Genomic DNA, 13837 nt, shown 5'->3' with positions numbered 1-13837 from the left:
AAAGTTGATAGAAGTAGAGTATGAATTTCTGATATTATTATAATAGAGATAAAGAAATTGATTTAATGGTTGGGGTTAAGGTTGGGTAGGGGGATATCTAATCTTAAAAGAAGGACAAGCCAACGACCGCCGCCCCCTCTCACGTGAAATTTCGCATAATTACACAAGGGGGGTACTAAAAAATCGCAAAATATAAAGTTGTAATTAAGTAACTGTAAGGGATAGCAGTTACTTTTTTTATTGCAAAAAAGTTTAATGAAAGGAGCAATTAACATGACCACTGAGGAAAAGGAAAGAATAAAAGAATTAAGATTAAAAGGTATGGGATATAAGGCTATTGCTAGTATTACAGGATTATCAAGAGATTCTGTAAGAGGGTTCTGTAGAAGAAATGGTCTTATAGGTGTTTCAGCTGTAGTTGCTCTAAATTTAGAAGAAAAAATAAAGAAAAATGAACTTTGTATTTATTGTGAAAAACCTATTAAACAAAAACTGCAAGGTAGGGCCAGAAAGTTTTGTGCTGATGAATGTAGATATAAATGGTGGAATGAAAACTTAGATAAAAGAAATAAAAGTGAGGAAGCAATTTATAAATACACTTGTCCTTATTGTAATAAAAAGTTTACTGCCTATGGAAATAAGAAAAGAAAATACTGCAGCCATGATTGTTATATAAAAGATAGATTTTGGAGGGAAGAGGATGGAGTTTAAAAAGTTAAAAATAGATTCATTAGTACCAGCTGATTATAATCCAAGAAAAAAATTAAAACCTGGTGATGCTGAATTTGAAAAAATAAAAAATAGCATTAATGAGTTTGGATATGTGGACCCTGTTATAGTAAATAAAGATTTAACTGTAATTGGAGGGCATCAAAGAGTATCAGTTTTAAAAACATTAGGTTATGAGGAAATAGATTGTGTAGTTATTGAAGTCGATAAGACTAAAGAAAAGGCTTTAAATATAGCTCTTAATAAAATTACAGGTGAGTGGAATAAAGAATTACTTGCTGATTTAATTAAGGATTTACAAGACTTAGATTATGATACATCTTTTACAGGATTTGAACCACCAGAGATTGATGCATTATTTAATGAGTTACATCCTAAAGGTGTAAAGGAAGATAACTTTGATGAGGTTCCACCAGAAAATCCAGTAACACAAAGCGGAGATATTTGGTTACTAGGAAGACATAGATTAATTTGTGGAGATAGTACAAAGCTTGAAACTTATGAAAGGTTAATGGATGGGAAGAAAGCTAATCTAACGGTAACAGATCCTCCTTACAATGTTGCTTATGAGGGTACAGCAGGGAAGATTCAAAATGATGATATGGATGATAAAAAGTTTTATGAATTTTTGTTAGCTGCCTATAAAGGAATGTATGAAAGTCTTACAGATGGAGGTTCAATCTATGTGTTTCATGCTGATAAGGAAACTGTTAACTTTAGAACTGCCTTTAAAGATGCAGGTTTCTTTTGTCACCAAACTTGTATATGGGTAAAGAATTCACCGGTATTAGGGAGATGTGATTATCAATATAATCATGAGCCAGTACTTGTAGGGTGGAAGCCTACAGCAGGACATAAATTCTATGCAGATAGAAAGCAAAGAACTACTTGGAATTTTGATAGGCCCACAAAATCTAAATATCATCCAACAATGAAGCCAATAGCATTAGTAGCTTATCCAATTACTAATTCAAGTTTAATAAACTCTATTGTACTTGACCCATTCGGAGGAAGTGGTTCAACGCTTATTGCTTGTGAGCAAACAGATAGAATTTGCTACACTATTGAGCTTGATGAAAAGTATGCTGATGTTATTGTTAGTAGATATATTGAGCAAGTTGGTAATGATGAAGGTGTGTATCTATTAAGAAATGGTGAAAAGATTAAGTATAAAGATGTAGTTAAAACTGTAGAAGAGGCACTTTAAATAGTGTCTTTTCTGTTGTCATTAATGTATAAATAATGTCGTTAAAAACCTGTGTTTTTTCTTTAAATATAACTGGATAAGTACACCTGTCAGAGGTAATATGTACACTAGCAAAAGGGTATTGAATACCATTTAGGAGGTAAGCAAAAATGAAAAACCAAACAATAGGTGTAGAGATTGAAATGACAGGAATAACAAAGGCAGAAGCAGCAGCGGTTGCGGTAAACTTTTTAGGAGGAAGAATCACAAGGGAATATGATGGATATGATACTTACAACATAATAGCACCAGACCAAAGGGTTTGGAAGATAATGAATGATGCAAGCATAAAGACAATGAAAAATACAAAAGGAAAACTTAAGGCGGTAAACAACAAGGATTACAGTGTGGAGCTAGTAACACCGATTTTGAGATATGAGGACATTGAAACCTTACAAGAATTAATAAGAAGGTTAAGAAAAGCAGGAGCAGTTAGTGATAGCGAGCTACAATGTGGAATACACATACACATAGGAGCAAAAGACCATACACCAAATACTTTGAAGAACTTGGTAAACCTAATGGCTGCAAAAGAGGATTTGATTTACAAAAGCTTAGAAATAGATCCAGCAAGAGTAAGATGGTGCAAAAAAGTAAATGAAGATTTGATACAAGCCATAAATAAGAAAAAGCCGAAGACATTAGAACAACTTGCAGACCTTTGGTACAGCGGATATGGATTTGAAAGCAGAGACAGGCATTACCACACAAGCAGATATCATGGATTAAACTTACATAGTACTTTTACAAAAGGAACTATTGAATTTAGACTTTTCAACGGAACATTACATGCAGGAAAAATAAGAAGCTACATTGTTTTATGCCTAGCAATAAGCCACCAAGCATTAACACAAAAGAGTGCAAGCGCAAGAAGAACGCATACAGATAATGAAAAGTACACCTTCAGATGTTGGCTTTTAAGACTAGGGCTTATCGGTGAAGAGTTCAAGAATTGCAGAATGCACCTTATGAAAGCACTTGATGGAAACTCAGCATGGAGAAATCCAAATGCAGCATGAGATTAAAATAAAGCAAGGGGGAGCAATCCCCTTTGAAAAATTAAAAAAGGAGAAGTTGAGAATGAAAAGAAAAATATATGGTGCTTATGGTTCTAATATGAATCTAGAGCAAATGGCACATAGATGTCCCAAAGCTAAGGTTATAGGAAGTGGAATACTTCAAGATTATAAATTAACCTTTAGAGGCAGGTATAAAGGTGTTGCTAATATTGAACCTTGCAAAGATAAAGAGGTGCCAATAGTACTATGGGAAATAACTGATGACTGTGAAAGCGCACTTGATGTATATGAAGGTTTTCCAAGTCTATATGTAAAAAAAGAAGTTAAGGTAATAGTAGATGATAAGCCAGTAAAAACTATGGTTTATATAATGGCTAAAGAATATACAGATATGGTTGCAGCACCTACTGAATATTATTTCAATGTGATAGTGACAGGGTATTCAGATAATGCTTTAGATTTAAAGCCATTGCAAATTGCATATGAGGAATGTTTAGAGGAACTTAAAAAGTAAGAAAGTTTAGATTAGGGTCTATAGAAATATAGGCTCTTTTATTATATAAAATTTTAAAAGATTGGGGGTGAAACCTATGGCACAAAGAGGAAGAAAACCAAAGCCAACAGCAGTTAAAGTACTGGAGGGTAATCCAGGTAAAAGACAGCTAAATGAATTAGAACCTAAACCTGAAAAGAAAGCACCTAAATGTCCAGCATGGCTAGATAAAGAAGCTAAAAAAGAATGGAGAAGAATATCTAAGCAATTAGAGGACCTTGGGATATTAACAGAAGTTGATATGGCTGCTTTTGCTGGATATTGTGAAGCTTATTCTAGATGGAAGGAAGCAGAAGAGTTTATTTCAAAACATGGAACTATTGTAAAAACACCTAGTGGTTATTGGCAACAGGTGCCACAGGTATCCATTGCTCAAACGTACCTTAAAATTATGATTAAATTTTGTGAACAGTTTGGTCTTACTCCATCTTCAAGGAGTAGAATTGTTGCAGATAAAGGTAATAATGATGTAGTAGATCCTATGGAATTGATGTTAAGGGGTGAGCTTAAATAATGTTTGATGAAGCAAAAGCACAAAGAGCAGTTAACTTTATTAATTGTTTAAAGCACACCAAGGGCCAATGGAGAGGTATCCCTTTTGATTTACTACCATGGCAGGATAAAATAATCAAAGATATATTTGGAACAGTTAAAGAAAATGGATATAGGCAATACAACACTGCATATGTAGAAATTCCAAAGAAAAATGGTAAGTCAGAACTTGCAGCTGCAATAGCATTACTTATGACTTGTGGTGATAGTGAATGGGGAGCAGAAGTTTATGGATGTGCATCAGATAGACAACAAGCTTCAATAGTTTTTGATGTTGCTGTAGAAATGGTGGAGCAGTGCCCAGCGTTAAAGAAAAGAATTAAACCTATAATGTCTATGAAGAGATTAGTATATAAACCTACTAATAGTTTCTATCAAGTTTTATCTGCTGAAGCTTATACAAAGCATGGCCTCAATGCTCATTCAGTAATTTTTGATGAACTTCATGCACAGCCTAATAGAGAGTTATTTGATGTTATGACAAAAGGTTCAGGGGATGCTAGACTTCAACCATTATTCTTTTTAATAACTACAGCTGGAACTGATAGAAATTCAATATGTTTTGAACAGCATCAAAAAGCTGTGGATATTATTGAAGGGAGAAAAATAGATAAAACTTTTTATCCTGTTATTTATGGTATTGAAGATAATGATGACTGGGGAGAAGAAAAGAATTGGTATAAGGCAAATCCATCACTTGGACATACAATCGATATTGAGAAAGTTAGAAATGCTTATAATAGTGCAAAGGAAAATCCAGCTGAAGAGAATATATTTAGACAGCTTAGATTAAATCAATGGGTGAAGCAATCTACACGTTGGATGCAAATGGACAGATGGGATGAATGTGATTTTAATATTGATATAGATTCTTTAAGAGGCAGAGAATGTTATGGCGGCCTTGACCTTTCAAGTACAACAGATATTACTGCTTTTGTTTTAGTTTTTCCACCAAAGAATTCAGAAGAAAGTTATATAGTATTACCTTACTTTTGGATACCAGAAGATAATTTAAAACTTAGAGTAAGAAGAGACCATGTACCTTATGATGTTTGGGAAAAGCAAGGATTTATAAAAACTACAGAAGGAAATGTTGTTCATTATGGATTCATTGAAACTTTTATTGAAGAGTTAGGAACTAAATATAATATAAAAGAAATTGCCTTTGATAGATGGGGAGCAGTACAAATGGTACAAAATCTTGACGGCATGGGCTTTACAGTAGTTGCATTTGGTCAAGGTTATAAAGATATGTCACCACCATCAAAGGAGTTAATGAAGATAACGCTTGAAAAGAAAATAGCTCATGGAGGAAATCCTGTACTAAGATGGATGATGGATAATATTTATGTTAAGACAGACCCGGCAGGAAACATTAAACCAGACAAAGAGAAAAGTACAGAAAAGATTGATGGAGCTGTTGCATTAATAATGGCTTTAGATAGAGCTATAAGGAATCAAGGAAGTTGTGGAAGTGTATATGATGATAGGGGAATATTGATTCTATAAAAATTGCATAATATATTTCAAGAGAGTAAGTTAAATGATATACTAATTTTAGGAAATATAAGAGGAGAATTTTTATGGATGATTTATTAGTGATTGATGATTACACTTCAATAGATTTAGTTAATGGTTCAGAAATTTTAAAGAGTAAGTTTAGTAATCGTTATATTAATATTAAGGAAAATTTATTAAATGAAATATCTGAGATGGTCTCTGGGGCAGGAAAAATAAAAGATATAATAAATCCAGAAAAAGCTTACATGGCTAAGTTTCCAACAGATATACTTGAAAAAATGAATAGTGGACAGTATGATATAATGAAGTGTAAAGATGGAGAGTTATTGTCCACTATTATAGATAAAACATTACCTAAAAATAAAAATATAGTTCATCAGATAAGACTTGAGGAAGTGAGTATTGGAGTAGAGGAAAAATTAAAAGATTTATCGGCTAATATATCTAATATGGTTTTACAGCAACAGTTAGCTGATTTAGCACAAATGTTAAATCAAATACAGAAAACTCTTATTGATGTAAAAAGAGGGCAAGTATTAGATAGAATAGCGTTAGTTAAATCGGGAAGAGAAAAGTTAGAGCAAGCAATGAAGTTAAGTGATAGCAATGAAGATAAAAAGCAACTAATAATTAATGCTATTAGTGGTTTAAATGATGGAAGGGCTAAACTAGAATTATATATAAGAGACGAAATGGAAAAAGATATAAAAATACCAGAGAATAAATTAATTTTAATGTTTAAATCTCTATTTAATAATAGTTATTATGATGATATTGAAAGTAATTTTGCAGAGTTAGAAGAAGGAATAAATGCATACTTTGAAGCAACTAATTTATTGGCAATCTCATATGAAGTAACTAATAATAGAGAGGCTATAGAAGAGGTTTTCAAACCAGCTAAGAGGTTAATACAGGATTCTGCTTATAAAATGAAAGCATTATCAAAAGTCGTTTTAAATGGAGAAGTAAGCAGCTTGGCTTGGTATGATAATGAAGAAAAGATATTATCAGAAATAGATAATTATAGCAACTTAAAATTACTACAAGAAAAGAAATATATTTGTATAGAGTTTAAAGGAAAAGATTTATTAAGGGGGAGAGCTAATGAGTAAATGTATTTTTTGTAAAAAAGAGAATGATGGAACTATATGCAAGCACTGTTTAACGAAAGGTGCAGCTAAAACGGGAAACGCTATGAAGACAGGCGGGGAAGTTGCAATTAAAGCTATTCCAGTTGTGGGATCAATAGTATCTTTAGTAATGGCAAAGGGAAAATTTAAAACAAAATCTTAGCTAACATACATAAAAATTAATATATAAATTTAGTTCTCTATAAAAAGAGAACTTTTTTTATGCATTTTTAGGAGGAAAGTAAAATGAAAATACCAATAATATCAAAGTTATGGGAACCTAGAGCAGGCCCAAAGAATAGTTTAATAGGAAGTAGTTATAGCTTTTTCTTTGGAGGAACTTCTAGTGGAAAGACTGTAAATGAAAGAACTGCCATGCAGACTACTGCTGTTTATTCTTGTGTTAGAATACTTGCAGAAACAGTATCTTCATTACCACTTCATACTTTTAAGCATACTGAAGGCGGTAAAGAAAAAGCTACAGAACATTCAATATATCATTTGCTTGCAGATGAGCCAAATCCAGAGATGACTTCATTTGTGTTTAGAGAAACACTTATGGGTCATCTTTTATTATGGGGAAATGCATATGCACAGATAATTAGAGATGGAAGAGGAAATATTATAGCCTTATACCCTCTTATGCCAGATAGAATGACTGTGGATAGAGCTGATAGTGGAGAGATTTATTACATTTATAACAAAGAAGGTAAGCAATATTATCTTAGAAATTATGAAGTATTGCATATACCTGGACTTGGTTTTGATGGATTAATAGGCTATTCTCCAATAGCTATGGCTAAAAATGCAATAGGCATGGCAATAGCAACAGAAGAATATGGCGCTAGTTTCTTTGCAAATGGAGCAAATCCAGGAGGAGTTCTTGAACATCCAGGTGTAGTTAAGGACCCAGCAAGAGTAAGGGAAAGCTGGAATAGTGTTTATCAAGGTACTAAAAATGCACATAGGGTTGCTGTATTAGAAGAGGGAATGAAGTTTCAAAGCATAGGTATTCCACCAGAACAAGCACAGTTCTTACAGACAAGAAAGTTTCAACTTAATGAGATAGCAAGGATATTTAGAATACCACCTCATATGATTGGAGATTTAGATAAATCAAGTTTTTCAAATATAGAGCAACAAAGTCTTGAGTTTGTAATGTACACCTTAGATCCATGGGTAGTTAGATGGGAGCAAGCTATTAAAAGAGCATTGTTTTCAGAAAGTGAAAAGAAAGAATACTTTGTTAAGTTTAATGTAGATGGATTATTAAGAGGAGATTATCAAAGTCGTATGAATGGTTATGCAGTTGGAAGACAAAATGGTTGGTTATCAGCTAATGACATAAGGGAACTAGAGAATTTGAATAGAATATCAGATGACTTAGGTGGAGATTTATATTTAGTAAATGGTAACATGACAAAGCTTTCAGAAGCGGGAGCATTTGCTAATAAAAATAATACAAAATTGGAGGGCAGTAATGAATAAAAAGTTTTGGAATTGGGTTAAAAATGAAGAAGGAAGAACTTTATATTTTGATGGATATATAGCTCAAGATAGTTGGTTTGATGATGATATTACACCAAAGCAGTTTAAATCAGAATTAACTAATTCAGGTGGAGATATTGTAGTATGGTTAAACTCACCAGGTGGAGATGTTTTTGCAGCAAGCCAAATTTATAATATGTTGAAGGAGTATGATGGAAAAGTAACTGTGAAAATTGATGGAATTGCAGCCAGTGCAGCTTCAGTTATTGCTATGGCAGGTAGTGAAATATTAATGTCACCAGTTGCAATGATGATGATTCATAATCCAGCTACAGTTATATTTGGAGAAGCTTCAGACCTACAAAGTGGAATTGATATGCTTTCAGAAGTAAAAGAAAGTATTATTAATGCTTATGAGAAAAAGACATCACTTCCAAGAAAGAAGATATCTAAAATGATGGATGCAGAAACTTGGTTCAGTGCACAAAAGGCAGTGGAGCTAGGATTTGCAGATACGGTTTTATATGAAGATAGTGAGGAAATTACCGATGGATTTATTTTTGACAAAGTAACAGTTACTAATGCTTTGATGAGAAAGATACCAAAGGTAAAAGAAACACAGCCTGTAGAAAATATAGGAACACCACATGATCAATTATTAAAAAGATTAGAGTTATTAAAATATTAAATTTGGAGGAATGTGTATGAATAAAATATTAGAATTAAGAGAAAAAAGAGCAAAGCTATGGGATAGTGCAAAATCATTTTTAGATAGTAGAAGAAATGATAAAGGTTTATTATCAGCAGAGGATACAGAAACTTATGAGAAGATGGAAGCTGATGTTGTTAACTTAGGAAAAGAAATTGATAGATTGGATAGACAAGCAGCATTAGATTTAGAGTTATCAAAGGCTACGTCAAATGCAATAAGAAATAATCCAAAAGCAAGTATTCAAGGAGAAAAGACAGGAAGAGCAACAGATGAGTATAATAATGCTTTCTGGAATACTATGAGAAATAAAAACAGTTTTGAAATTCAAAATGCACTTCAAGTTGGTACTGACAGTGAGGGAGGGTTTCTTGCACCAGATGAATTTGAAAGAACATTAATTGAAAGCTTGGAAGAGCAGAATATATTTAGACAGCTTGCTAATGTAATAAAGACTTCTTCTGGAGATAGGAAGATACCTGTAGTTTCAACTAAAGGAACTGCTTCATGGGTTGATGAAGAAGGTTTAATTACAGAGTCAGATGATGCATTCGGGCAAGTATCAATAGGAGCATATAAATTAGCCACTATCATTAAAGTTTCAGAAGAACTTCTTAATGATAGTGTTTTTAATTTAGAGCAATATATAGCAAAAGAGTTTGCTAGAAGAATTGGAGCTAAAGAAGAGGAAGCATTCTTTATCGGAGACGGGACAGGAAAGCCTACAGGAATATTTGCAAATACTGGTGGAGCAGAAGTTGGAGTTACAGCTGCAGGTGCAACAGCTATAACATTAGATGAAATAATGGATTTATTTTATTCTTTAAAATCTCCATATAGAAAAAATGCAATATTCACAATGAATGATGCTACAGTAAAAGCTATTAGAAAGCTTAAAGATGGAAATGGACAATATATCTGGCAACCATCAATTACAGCAGGAGCACCAGATACTATTTTAAATAGGCCAGTTAAAACATCAGCATATATACCAACTTTAGGAGCAGGAGCAAAATCTATTGCTTTTGGTGACTTTAAGTATTATTGGGTAGCAGATAGACAAGGTAGGTCATTCCAAAGATTGAATGAATTATATGCGGCTAATGGACAAGTTGGATTTAAAGCAACACAAAGAGTTGATGGTAAGTTGATATTACCTGAAGCTATAAAAGTAATACAAATGAAAACATCATAATAATTTAGTGGAGGTGAGTGTATGGTAGTTTCATTAGAAGAAATTAAATTATATTTAAGAGTTGATGGTGAGGAGGAAGATACACTCATCTCAACTTTTATTAACGTATCAGAAGATTTAGTAGAAGGTATTCTTAGATATTCTGTATCAGAGTTTGAAGTAGTGCCAGAGATTGTTAAACAAGCAGTAATGTATTCTGTAGCTAATATGTATGAAAAAAGAGAAGATTATGATGCTAAAGAAGTTATAGATATTATGACTAAGCTTTTATTTTCATACAGGAAGGATGAATGGTGATGATAGGAAGTTTAAAACATAGAATTACTTTTCAGATATTAGTTACAGCTATTAATGAAAATGGATTTGAAGTTAGTGAATGGAAAGATTATAAAACTGTATGGGCTAAGGTTTTAAATTTAAGTGGTAAAGAATACTTTGAAGCTGCAACTATAAATAAAGAAAAGACAGTTAAGTTTATTATAAGGTTTATAAAGGATATAGATGAAAGTATGATAATTAATTTTGAAGGTAGGAAGTACAACATAACAGATATAAATAACATAAGATATGAAAATAAATATTGTGAAATAAAAGCTATGGAGGTGGACTCTAATGGCGAAGATTCAACTTGAAGGAATGGCTGAACTTATTGATAAGGTAAATAAGTTAGGTGAGAAGTCAGAAGAAATTAAAAAGAAAGCGTTAGATAAAGCAGGTGAACTTGTAAAAGATAGTATGGAAAAGAAAGCTCCAAGATCTAGTGATATAAAAAAACATATGGCTGATAATATTAAAGTTTCAGAAATAAACAAAGATAATGGAGTAGATTTTGTAATGATAGGTCCTAATAAAGGAGATAATACAGAGTTCTTTTATAGTAAGTTTACTGAATGGGGTACAAGTAAAATACCAGCTCAACATTGGGCAGAAAAATCAGTAATTGAAAATGAAAAAGGAATAAATAATGTAATAAAAGAAGAACTTCAAAGGGGGCTTGATGAGTTTGATAAATAAATTAATTATTGATGCTTTAAAGCCTTTAAAAATGCCAGTATCCTTTCAAAAGTATAGTGGAAAAGCTAAAGTATATATAACATTTCATGAGTATTCAGTTAATGGACAAGAATATGAAGATGATATTGAAGCTATGACAGGACATTATATACAAGTGGATATATGGAGTAAAGAAGATTATACACAGTTAGTAAGTAATGTAAAAGAGTTATTAATTAGTTGTGGATTTAAGAGGCTTAATGAAGAAGATTTATATGAAAGTGATACAGCAATATATCACAAGGGAATTAGATTTTATTTTTTAGAAGAAAAGGGGGAAGGATAGAATGGCTAGACAAATGGGATTAAAAGATATTCATATAGCAATTTTAACAGAAGATACTGCAAGTGGAGCAACTTATGAAACACCAGAAAAATTAGAAAGAGCTATAAGTGCAAAGCTATCACCAAAATCAAATACTGAAAATATATATTCAGATGATTCAGTAGAAGATGTTATTGCTGCATTTGAAGGAGTAGATGTTGAGATAGAAGTTAATCAATTATCTTTAGCAAGTAGAGCAAAACTTCAAGGAGCAAAAGTTGTAAAAGGCGTACTTATAGAAAATAAAGATGATATACCACCAACAATAGCTCTTGGGTTTAAATCTAAAAAGACTAATGGAAAGTATAGATATGTGTGGTTATTAAAAGGGAAGTTTGAACTTTCAAGTGATGAATATGATACTGAAGCAGAAAAACCAAATCCTAAAAGTGCGAAACTATCAGGAAAGTTCTATGCTAGAGATTTTGATGGCAATTATAGATTTATAGTTGATGAAGATGGAACTGGGGTTGATACTTCAATAGTTAGTGGTTGGTTTACAGAAGTTCCAGATGAGCCAGCTGTGACTTTATAAGCTATTTCATTAAAGTTATTTGAATTAAATGGAAAGTTTAGTATAATAAGTGTATTATGATGTTTCTTCTAATATCTATGGGTATTGGGAAAGGTGTAAGAAAATTATGATTACTCAATGAATTGTTAGATGGAACAAGAGAAAAGAAAGGGGGATAGAAATTAATGAGTAATAGATTTAATGATATCGATTGGTATTGTGACCGTTGCAATGCATATTTAAATCAACAGCTAGGGTTTGATGATCATAGATATATTTGGAAATGTACAGAATGTGGTCATAAAAACAGTATTTCAGAATCAAATATTTATGAATCCGAAGAGGCGTTTAGAAGTGGTAATAACTAGAGGTTCATTTATATATGTAGGAGGAAAATGGTAATGAGAAGATTGTTTAGTATTTTACGTATAGCATCTTTTGTGGCATTGATAATTTTTCTAATTTGTAAATATGTATTTAGTATAGAATTATCAATAGGGTTGGCGATAAGCTATCCATCTATACTGTTTTTATCATGGCTGTATTATAAAGTGTTGCACAAAAAATATCCTAATTATAAATCTACACTTATTGAATATATTCTTATGGATGATGTTTCTATGTTTAATATGGATACAAGAAGATCAATGAGATTATGGAATATATGGCATTTTAGAAATGATAAAAGTTCAACTAGATCATTTGGAGAAAAAGTTAAAGTTTGGATATTAACAAGTGTTATATTATGTATACTGATTGGAGTAGTAATTGCTTTTATATAAGTAAAACATTAGGGAGGCGCGAAATATGTCTGAAGGCTGGAGTTATGCGAATTTATCACGTAAAGCAAAAGAAAATGGTGGTCCTGAGAAGTATATAGAGACTGTTAAGAAGCATAGCTTTCAAGAGGGGGCAAACTTAAGAAAGGATGAACAGTTTTCAATAGCCTTAGTGGGACTTGCTGGGGGAATACTGCTTTGTCAAATACCAAAAGCTATTCGATATTTCAAAAATAAATCAAAGGAAGTAACTAGTGAAGAGGCTAAAGCAGCTGAAGAAAAGTTAATTGACGAAATAAAAAATACTGAAGATGAAGAAACAGCGGGAGTGGTACCGAATAGAGATGAAGGATCATTTGAGTGAATAATGAGTAGTTCTAAATTTAAGGTAGAGTAACGTATAGTATAATTAGTCCAGATAATTTTACCATTATAGATTAACAGGGAAAAATAAGCCCTGTTTTTTTTGATTAAAAATTTAGAAAGGAGTTGATAATTTTGAAAGCAGCAGAATTAAGAAATAAAGGTATTAAATTTACCTTAGGAAATAAAGAATATGAATTAAAGTTTAATATGAATACATTTTGTGAATTAGAAGAGGTTTATGGTGATATTAATAAAGCCTTTGAAGATTTGCAGCTTATGAAAATTAAAGCTATAAGAGCTCTTTTATATGCAGCAATTAAAGTTGAAGATGATACTGTAACTTTAAAATCAGTAGGAGATCTATTACAGCTTGGTGATTTGGAAAGATTAGGAACAGTAATTAATGAGGCATTAAGTGAGTCAATGCCTGAAATAGAAGAAAATATGGGGGAATAGAAAGCCACACCGATTCGGATACATGGAATTGGGAGTGGCTTTATTATTTGGGGACAAATTTATTAGGTATGAGTGAAGAGCAGTTTTGGAGAAGTACTCCTAAGAAATTAACTGCTCTTTTTAGTGTTTATAAAAAAGTTAATGGAATAGAAGAAAAAGAAGAATTTGATTATATAGATAATGTTCTTTTCTAAGGGAGGTG

At 32.1% G+C, this 13837-nt stretch carries 21 protein-coding genes; all 21 read left to right on the top strand.

Translation table 11 applies throughout. The features are described from left to right. Positions 1-273 precede the first annotated feature (273 nt). The 21 genes from HMPREF0216_RS04230 to HMPREF0216_RS17045 all read left to right on the top strand — a co-directional run bounded on the left by HMPREF0216_RS04230 (position 274) and on the right by HMPREF0216_RS17045 (position 13829). A complete protein-coding gene (locus HMPREF0216_RS04230) occupies positions 274-711 on the top strand; it encodes a hypothetical protein (RefSeq protein WP_040418840.1) in 438 nt (145 codons plus the stop codon). After that, positions 701-1936 carry a site-specific DNA-methyltransferase gene (locus HMPREF0216_RS04225; protein WP_005211556.1) on the top strand — a complete coding sequence of 412 codons (1236 nt, stop codon included), beginning with the start codon at positions 701-703 and terminating at the stop codon, positions 1934-1936. Before HMPREF0216_RS04230 ends, HMPREF0216_RS04225 begins: the two co-directional genes overlap by 11 nt. Before the next feature lie 149 nt (positions 1937-2085). Next, the gene (locus HMPREF0216_RS04220; protein ID WP_005211555.1) at positions 2086-2994 is read left to right on the top strand and encodes an amidoligase family protein; all 909 of its coding nucleotides are present in this window, start codon (positions 2086-2088) and stop codon (positions 2992-2994) included. Positions 2995-3055: 61 nt separating this feature from the next. Next, complete coding sequence (locus HMPREF0216_RS04215; RefSeq protein WP_040418884.1) at positions 3056-3508, top strand: gamma-glutamylcyclotransferase family protein; 453 nt, start codon at positions 3056-3058, stop codon at positions 3506-3508. Positions 3509-3584: 76 nt separating this feature from the next. Beyond that, on the top strand, positions 3585-4061 hold the full coding sequence (locus tag HMPREF0216_RS04210; RefSeq protein WP_040418837.1) for a phage terminase small subunit P27 family: 477 nt from the start codon (positions 3585-3587) through the stop codon (positions 4059-4061). After that, positions 4061-5608 (top strand): terminase large subunit, encoded by a 1548-nt coding sequence (locus HMPREF0216_RS04205; protein ID WP_005211552.1) that lies wholly within the window; start codon positions 4061-4063, stop codon positions 5606-5608. The genes HMPREF0216_RS04210 and HMPREF0216_RS04205 overlap by 1 nt, the downstream gene beginning before the upstream one ends. 74 nt (positions 5609-5682) lie before the next feature. Further along, the gene (locus HMPREF0216_RS04200) at positions 5683-6732 is read left to right on the top strand and encodes a hypothetical protein (RefSeq protein WP_005211551.1); all 1050 of its coding nucleotides are present in this window, start codon (positions 5683-5685) and stop codon (positions 6730-6732) included. Further along, positions 6725-6913 (top strand): hypothetical protein, encoded by a 189-nt coding sequence (locus HMPREF0216_RS04195; protein ID WP_005211550.1) that lies wholly within the window; start codon positions 6725-6727, stop codon positions 6911-6913. Before HMPREF0216_RS04200 ends, HMPREF0216_RS04195 begins: the two co-directional genes overlap by 8 nt. Before the next feature lie 83 nt (positions 6914-6996). Further along, positions 6997-8238, top strand: coding sequence for a phage portal protein (locus HMPREF0216_RS04190; RefSeq protein ID WP_005211549.1), 1242 nt, complete (start codon positions 6997-6999; stop codon positions 8236-8238). Beyond that, on the top strand, positions 8231-8926 hold the full coding sequence (locus HMPREF0216_RS04185) for a head maturation protease, ClpP-related (RefSeq protein ID WP_005211548.1): 696 nt from the start codon (positions 8231-8233) through the stop codon (positions 8924-8926). Before HMPREF0216_RS04190 ends, HMPREF0216_RS04185 begins: the two co-directional genes overlap by 8 nt. Before the next feature lie 16 nt (positions 8927-8942). Continuing rightward, the gene (locus tag HMPREF0216_RS04180; RefSeq protein ID WP_005211547.1) at positions 8943-10142 is read left to right on the top strand and encodes a phage major capsid protein; all 1200 of its coding nucleotides are present in this window, start codon (positions 8943-8945) and stop codon (positions 10140-10142) included. Positions 10143-10163: 21 nt separating this feature from the next. Beyond that, positions 10164-10439, top strand: coding sequence for a head-tail connector protein (locus HMPREF0216_RS04175; RefSeq protein ID WP_005211546.1), 276 nt, complete (start codon positions 10164-10166; stop codon positions 10437-10439). Next, positions 10439-10774 (top strand): phage head closure protein, encoded by a 336-nt coding sequence (locus tag HMPREF0216_RS04170; RefSeq protein ID WP_005211545.1) that lies wholly within the window; start codon positions 10439-10441, stop codon positions 10772-10774. Before HMPREF0216_RS04175 ends, HMPREF0216_RS04170 begins: the two co-directional genes overlap by 1 nt. Continuing rightward, positions 10755-11156, top strand: coding sequence for an HK97-gp10 family putative phage morphogenesis protein (locus tag HMPREF0216_RS04165; protein WP_005211541.1), 402 nt, complete (start codon positions 10755-10757; stop codon positions 11154-11156). The genes HMPREF0216_RS04170 and HMPREF0216_RS04165 overlap by 20 nt, the downstream gene beginning before the upstream one ends. After that, the gene (locus tag HMPREF0216_RS04160) at positions 11140-11481 is read left to right on the top strand and encodes a hypothetical protein (RefSeq protein ID WP_005211540.1); all 342 of its coding nucleotides are present in this window, start codon (positions 11140-11142) and stop codon (positions 11479-11481) included. Before HMPREF0216_RS04165 ends, HMPREF0216_RS04160 begins: the two co-directional genes overlap by 17 nt. A 1-nt stretch (position 11482) precedes the next feature. Further along, the gene (locus HMPREF0216_RS04155) at positions 11483-12055 is read left to right on the top strand and encodes a major tail protein (protein WP_005211538.1); all 573 of its coding nucleotides are present in this window, start codon (positions 11483-11485) and stop codon (positions 12053-12055) included. 164 nt (positions 12056-12219) lie between these two features. Next, complete coding sequence (locus HMPREF0216_RS04150; protein ID WP_005211536.1) at positions 12220-12402, top strand: Sec23/Sec24 zinc finger-containing protein; 183 nt, start codon at positions 12220-12222, stop codon at positions 12400-12402. 33 nt (positions 12403-12435) lie between these two features. Continuing rightward, on the top strand, positions 12436-12816 hold the full coding sequence (locus HMPREF0216_RS04145; RefSeq protein ID WP_040418834.1) for a hypothetical protein: 381 nt from the start codon (positions 12436-12438) through the stop codon (positions 12814-12816). Positions 12817-12841: 25 nt separating this feature from the next. Further along, on the top strand, positions 12842-13177 hold the full coding sequence (locus HMPREF0216_RS04140; protein WP_005211531.1) for a hypothetical protein: 336 nt from the start codon (positions 12842-12844) through the stop codon (positions 13175-13177). A 134-nt stretch (positions 13178-13311) separates the two neighbouring features. Beyond that, the gene (locus HMPREF0216_RS04135; protein ID WP_005211529.1) at positions 13312-13635 is read left to right on the top strand and encodes a hypothetical protein; all 324 of its coding nucleotides are present in this window, start codon (positions 13312-13314) and stop codon (positions 13633-13635) included. A gap of 47 nt (positions 13636-13682) precedes the next feature. Next, positions 13683-13829, top strand: coding sequence for a hypothetical protein (locus tag HMPREF0216_RS17045; protein ID WP_157464282.1), 147 nt, complete (start codon positions 13683-13685; stop codon positions 13827-13829). Positions 13830-13837: the final 8 nt, after the last annotated feature.

Origin of the sequence: Clostridium celatum DSM 1785, from assembly GCF_000320405.1 — a bacterium.
Taxonomy (GTDB): Bacteria; Bacillota; Clostridia; order Clostridiales; family Clostridiaceae; genus Clostridium; species Clostridium celatum.
This window is presented reverse-complemented; position numbering and strand designations above follow the sequence as displayed.

Excerpts from the sequence above, each read along its gene's own strand:
- HMPREF0216_RS04230 (WP_040418840.1), top strand. The coding sequence starts at position 274 with ATGACCACTGAGGAAAAGGAAAGAATAAAAGAATTAAGATTAAAAGGT.
- HMPREF0216_RS04225 (WP_005211556.1), top strand. The coding sequence starts at position 701 with ATGGAGTTTAAAAAGTTAAAAATAGATTCATTAGTACCAGCTGATTAT.
- HMPREF0216_RS04220 (WP_005211555.1), top strand. The coding sequence starts at position 2,086 with ATGAAAAACCAAACAATAGGTGTAGAGATTGAAATGACAGGAATAACA.
- HMPREF0216_RS04215 (WP_040418884.1), top strand. The coding sequence starts at position 3,056 with ATGAAAAGAAAAATATATGGTGCTTATGGTTCTAATATGAATCTAGAG.
- HMPREF0216_RS04210 (WP_040418837.1), top strand. The coding sequence starts at position 3,585 with ATGGCACAAAGAGGAAGAAAACCAAAGCCAACAGCAGTTAAAGTACTG.
- HMPREF0216_RS04205 (WP_005211552.1), top strand. The coding sequence starts at position 4,061 with ATGTTTGATGAAGCAAAAGCACAAAGAGCAGTTAACTTTATTAATTGT.
- HMPREF0216_RS04200 (WP_005211551.1), top strand. The coding sequence starts at position 5,683 with ATGGATGATTTATTAGTGATTGATGATTACACTTCAATAGATTTAGTT.
- HMPREF0216_RS04195 (WP_005211550.1), top strand. The coding sequence starts at position 6,725 with ATGAGTAAATGTATTTTTTGTAAAAAAGAGAATGATGGAACTATATGC.
- HMPREF0216_RS04190 (WP_005211549.1), top strand. The coding sequence starts at position 6,997 with ATGAAAATACCAATAATATCAAAGTTATGGGAACCTAGAGCAGGCCCA.
- HMPREF0216_RS04185 (WP_005211548.1), top strand. The coding sequence starts at position 8,231 with ATGAATAAAAAGTTTTGGAATTGGGTTAAAAATGAAGAAGGAAGAACT.
- HMPREF0216_RS04180 (WP_005211547.1), top strand. The coding sequence starts at position 8,943 with ATGAATAAAATATTAGAATTAAGAGAAAAAAGAGCAAAGCTATGGGAT.
- HMPREF0216_RS04175 (WP_005211546.1), top strand. The coding sequence starts at position 10,164 with ATGGTAGTTTCATTAGAAGAAATTAAATTATATTTAAGAGTTGATGGT.
- HMPREF0216_RS04170 (WP_005211545.1), top strand. The coding sequence starts at position 10,439 with ATGATAGGAAGTTTAAAACATAGAATTACTTTTCAGATATTAGTTACA.
- HMPREF0216_RS04165 (WP_005211541.1), top strand. The coding sequence starts at position 10,755 with ATGGCGAAGATTCAACTTGAAGGAATGGCTGAACTTATTGATAAGGTA.
- HMPREF0216_RS04160 (WP_005211540.1), top strand. The coding sequence starts at position 11,140 with ATGAGTTTGATAAATAAATTAATTATTGATGCTTTAAAGCCTTTAAAA.
- HMPREF0216_RS04155 (WP_005211538.1), top strand. The coding sequence starts at position 11,483 with ATGGCTAGACAAATGGGATTAAAAGATATTCATATAGCAATTTTAACA.
- HMPREF0216_RS04150 (WP_005211536.1), top strand. The coding sequence starts at position 12,220 with ATGAGTAATAGATTTAATGATATCGATTGGTATTGTGACCGTTGCAAT.
- HMPREF0216_RS04145 (WP_040418834.1), top strand. The coding sequence starts at position 12,436 with ATGAGAAGATTGTTTAGTATTTTACGTATAGCATCTTTTGTGGCATTG.
- HMPREF0216_RS04140 (WP_005211531.1), top strand. The coding sequence starts at position 12,842 with ATGTCTGAAGGCTGGAGTTATGCGAATTTATCACGTAAAGCAAAAGAA.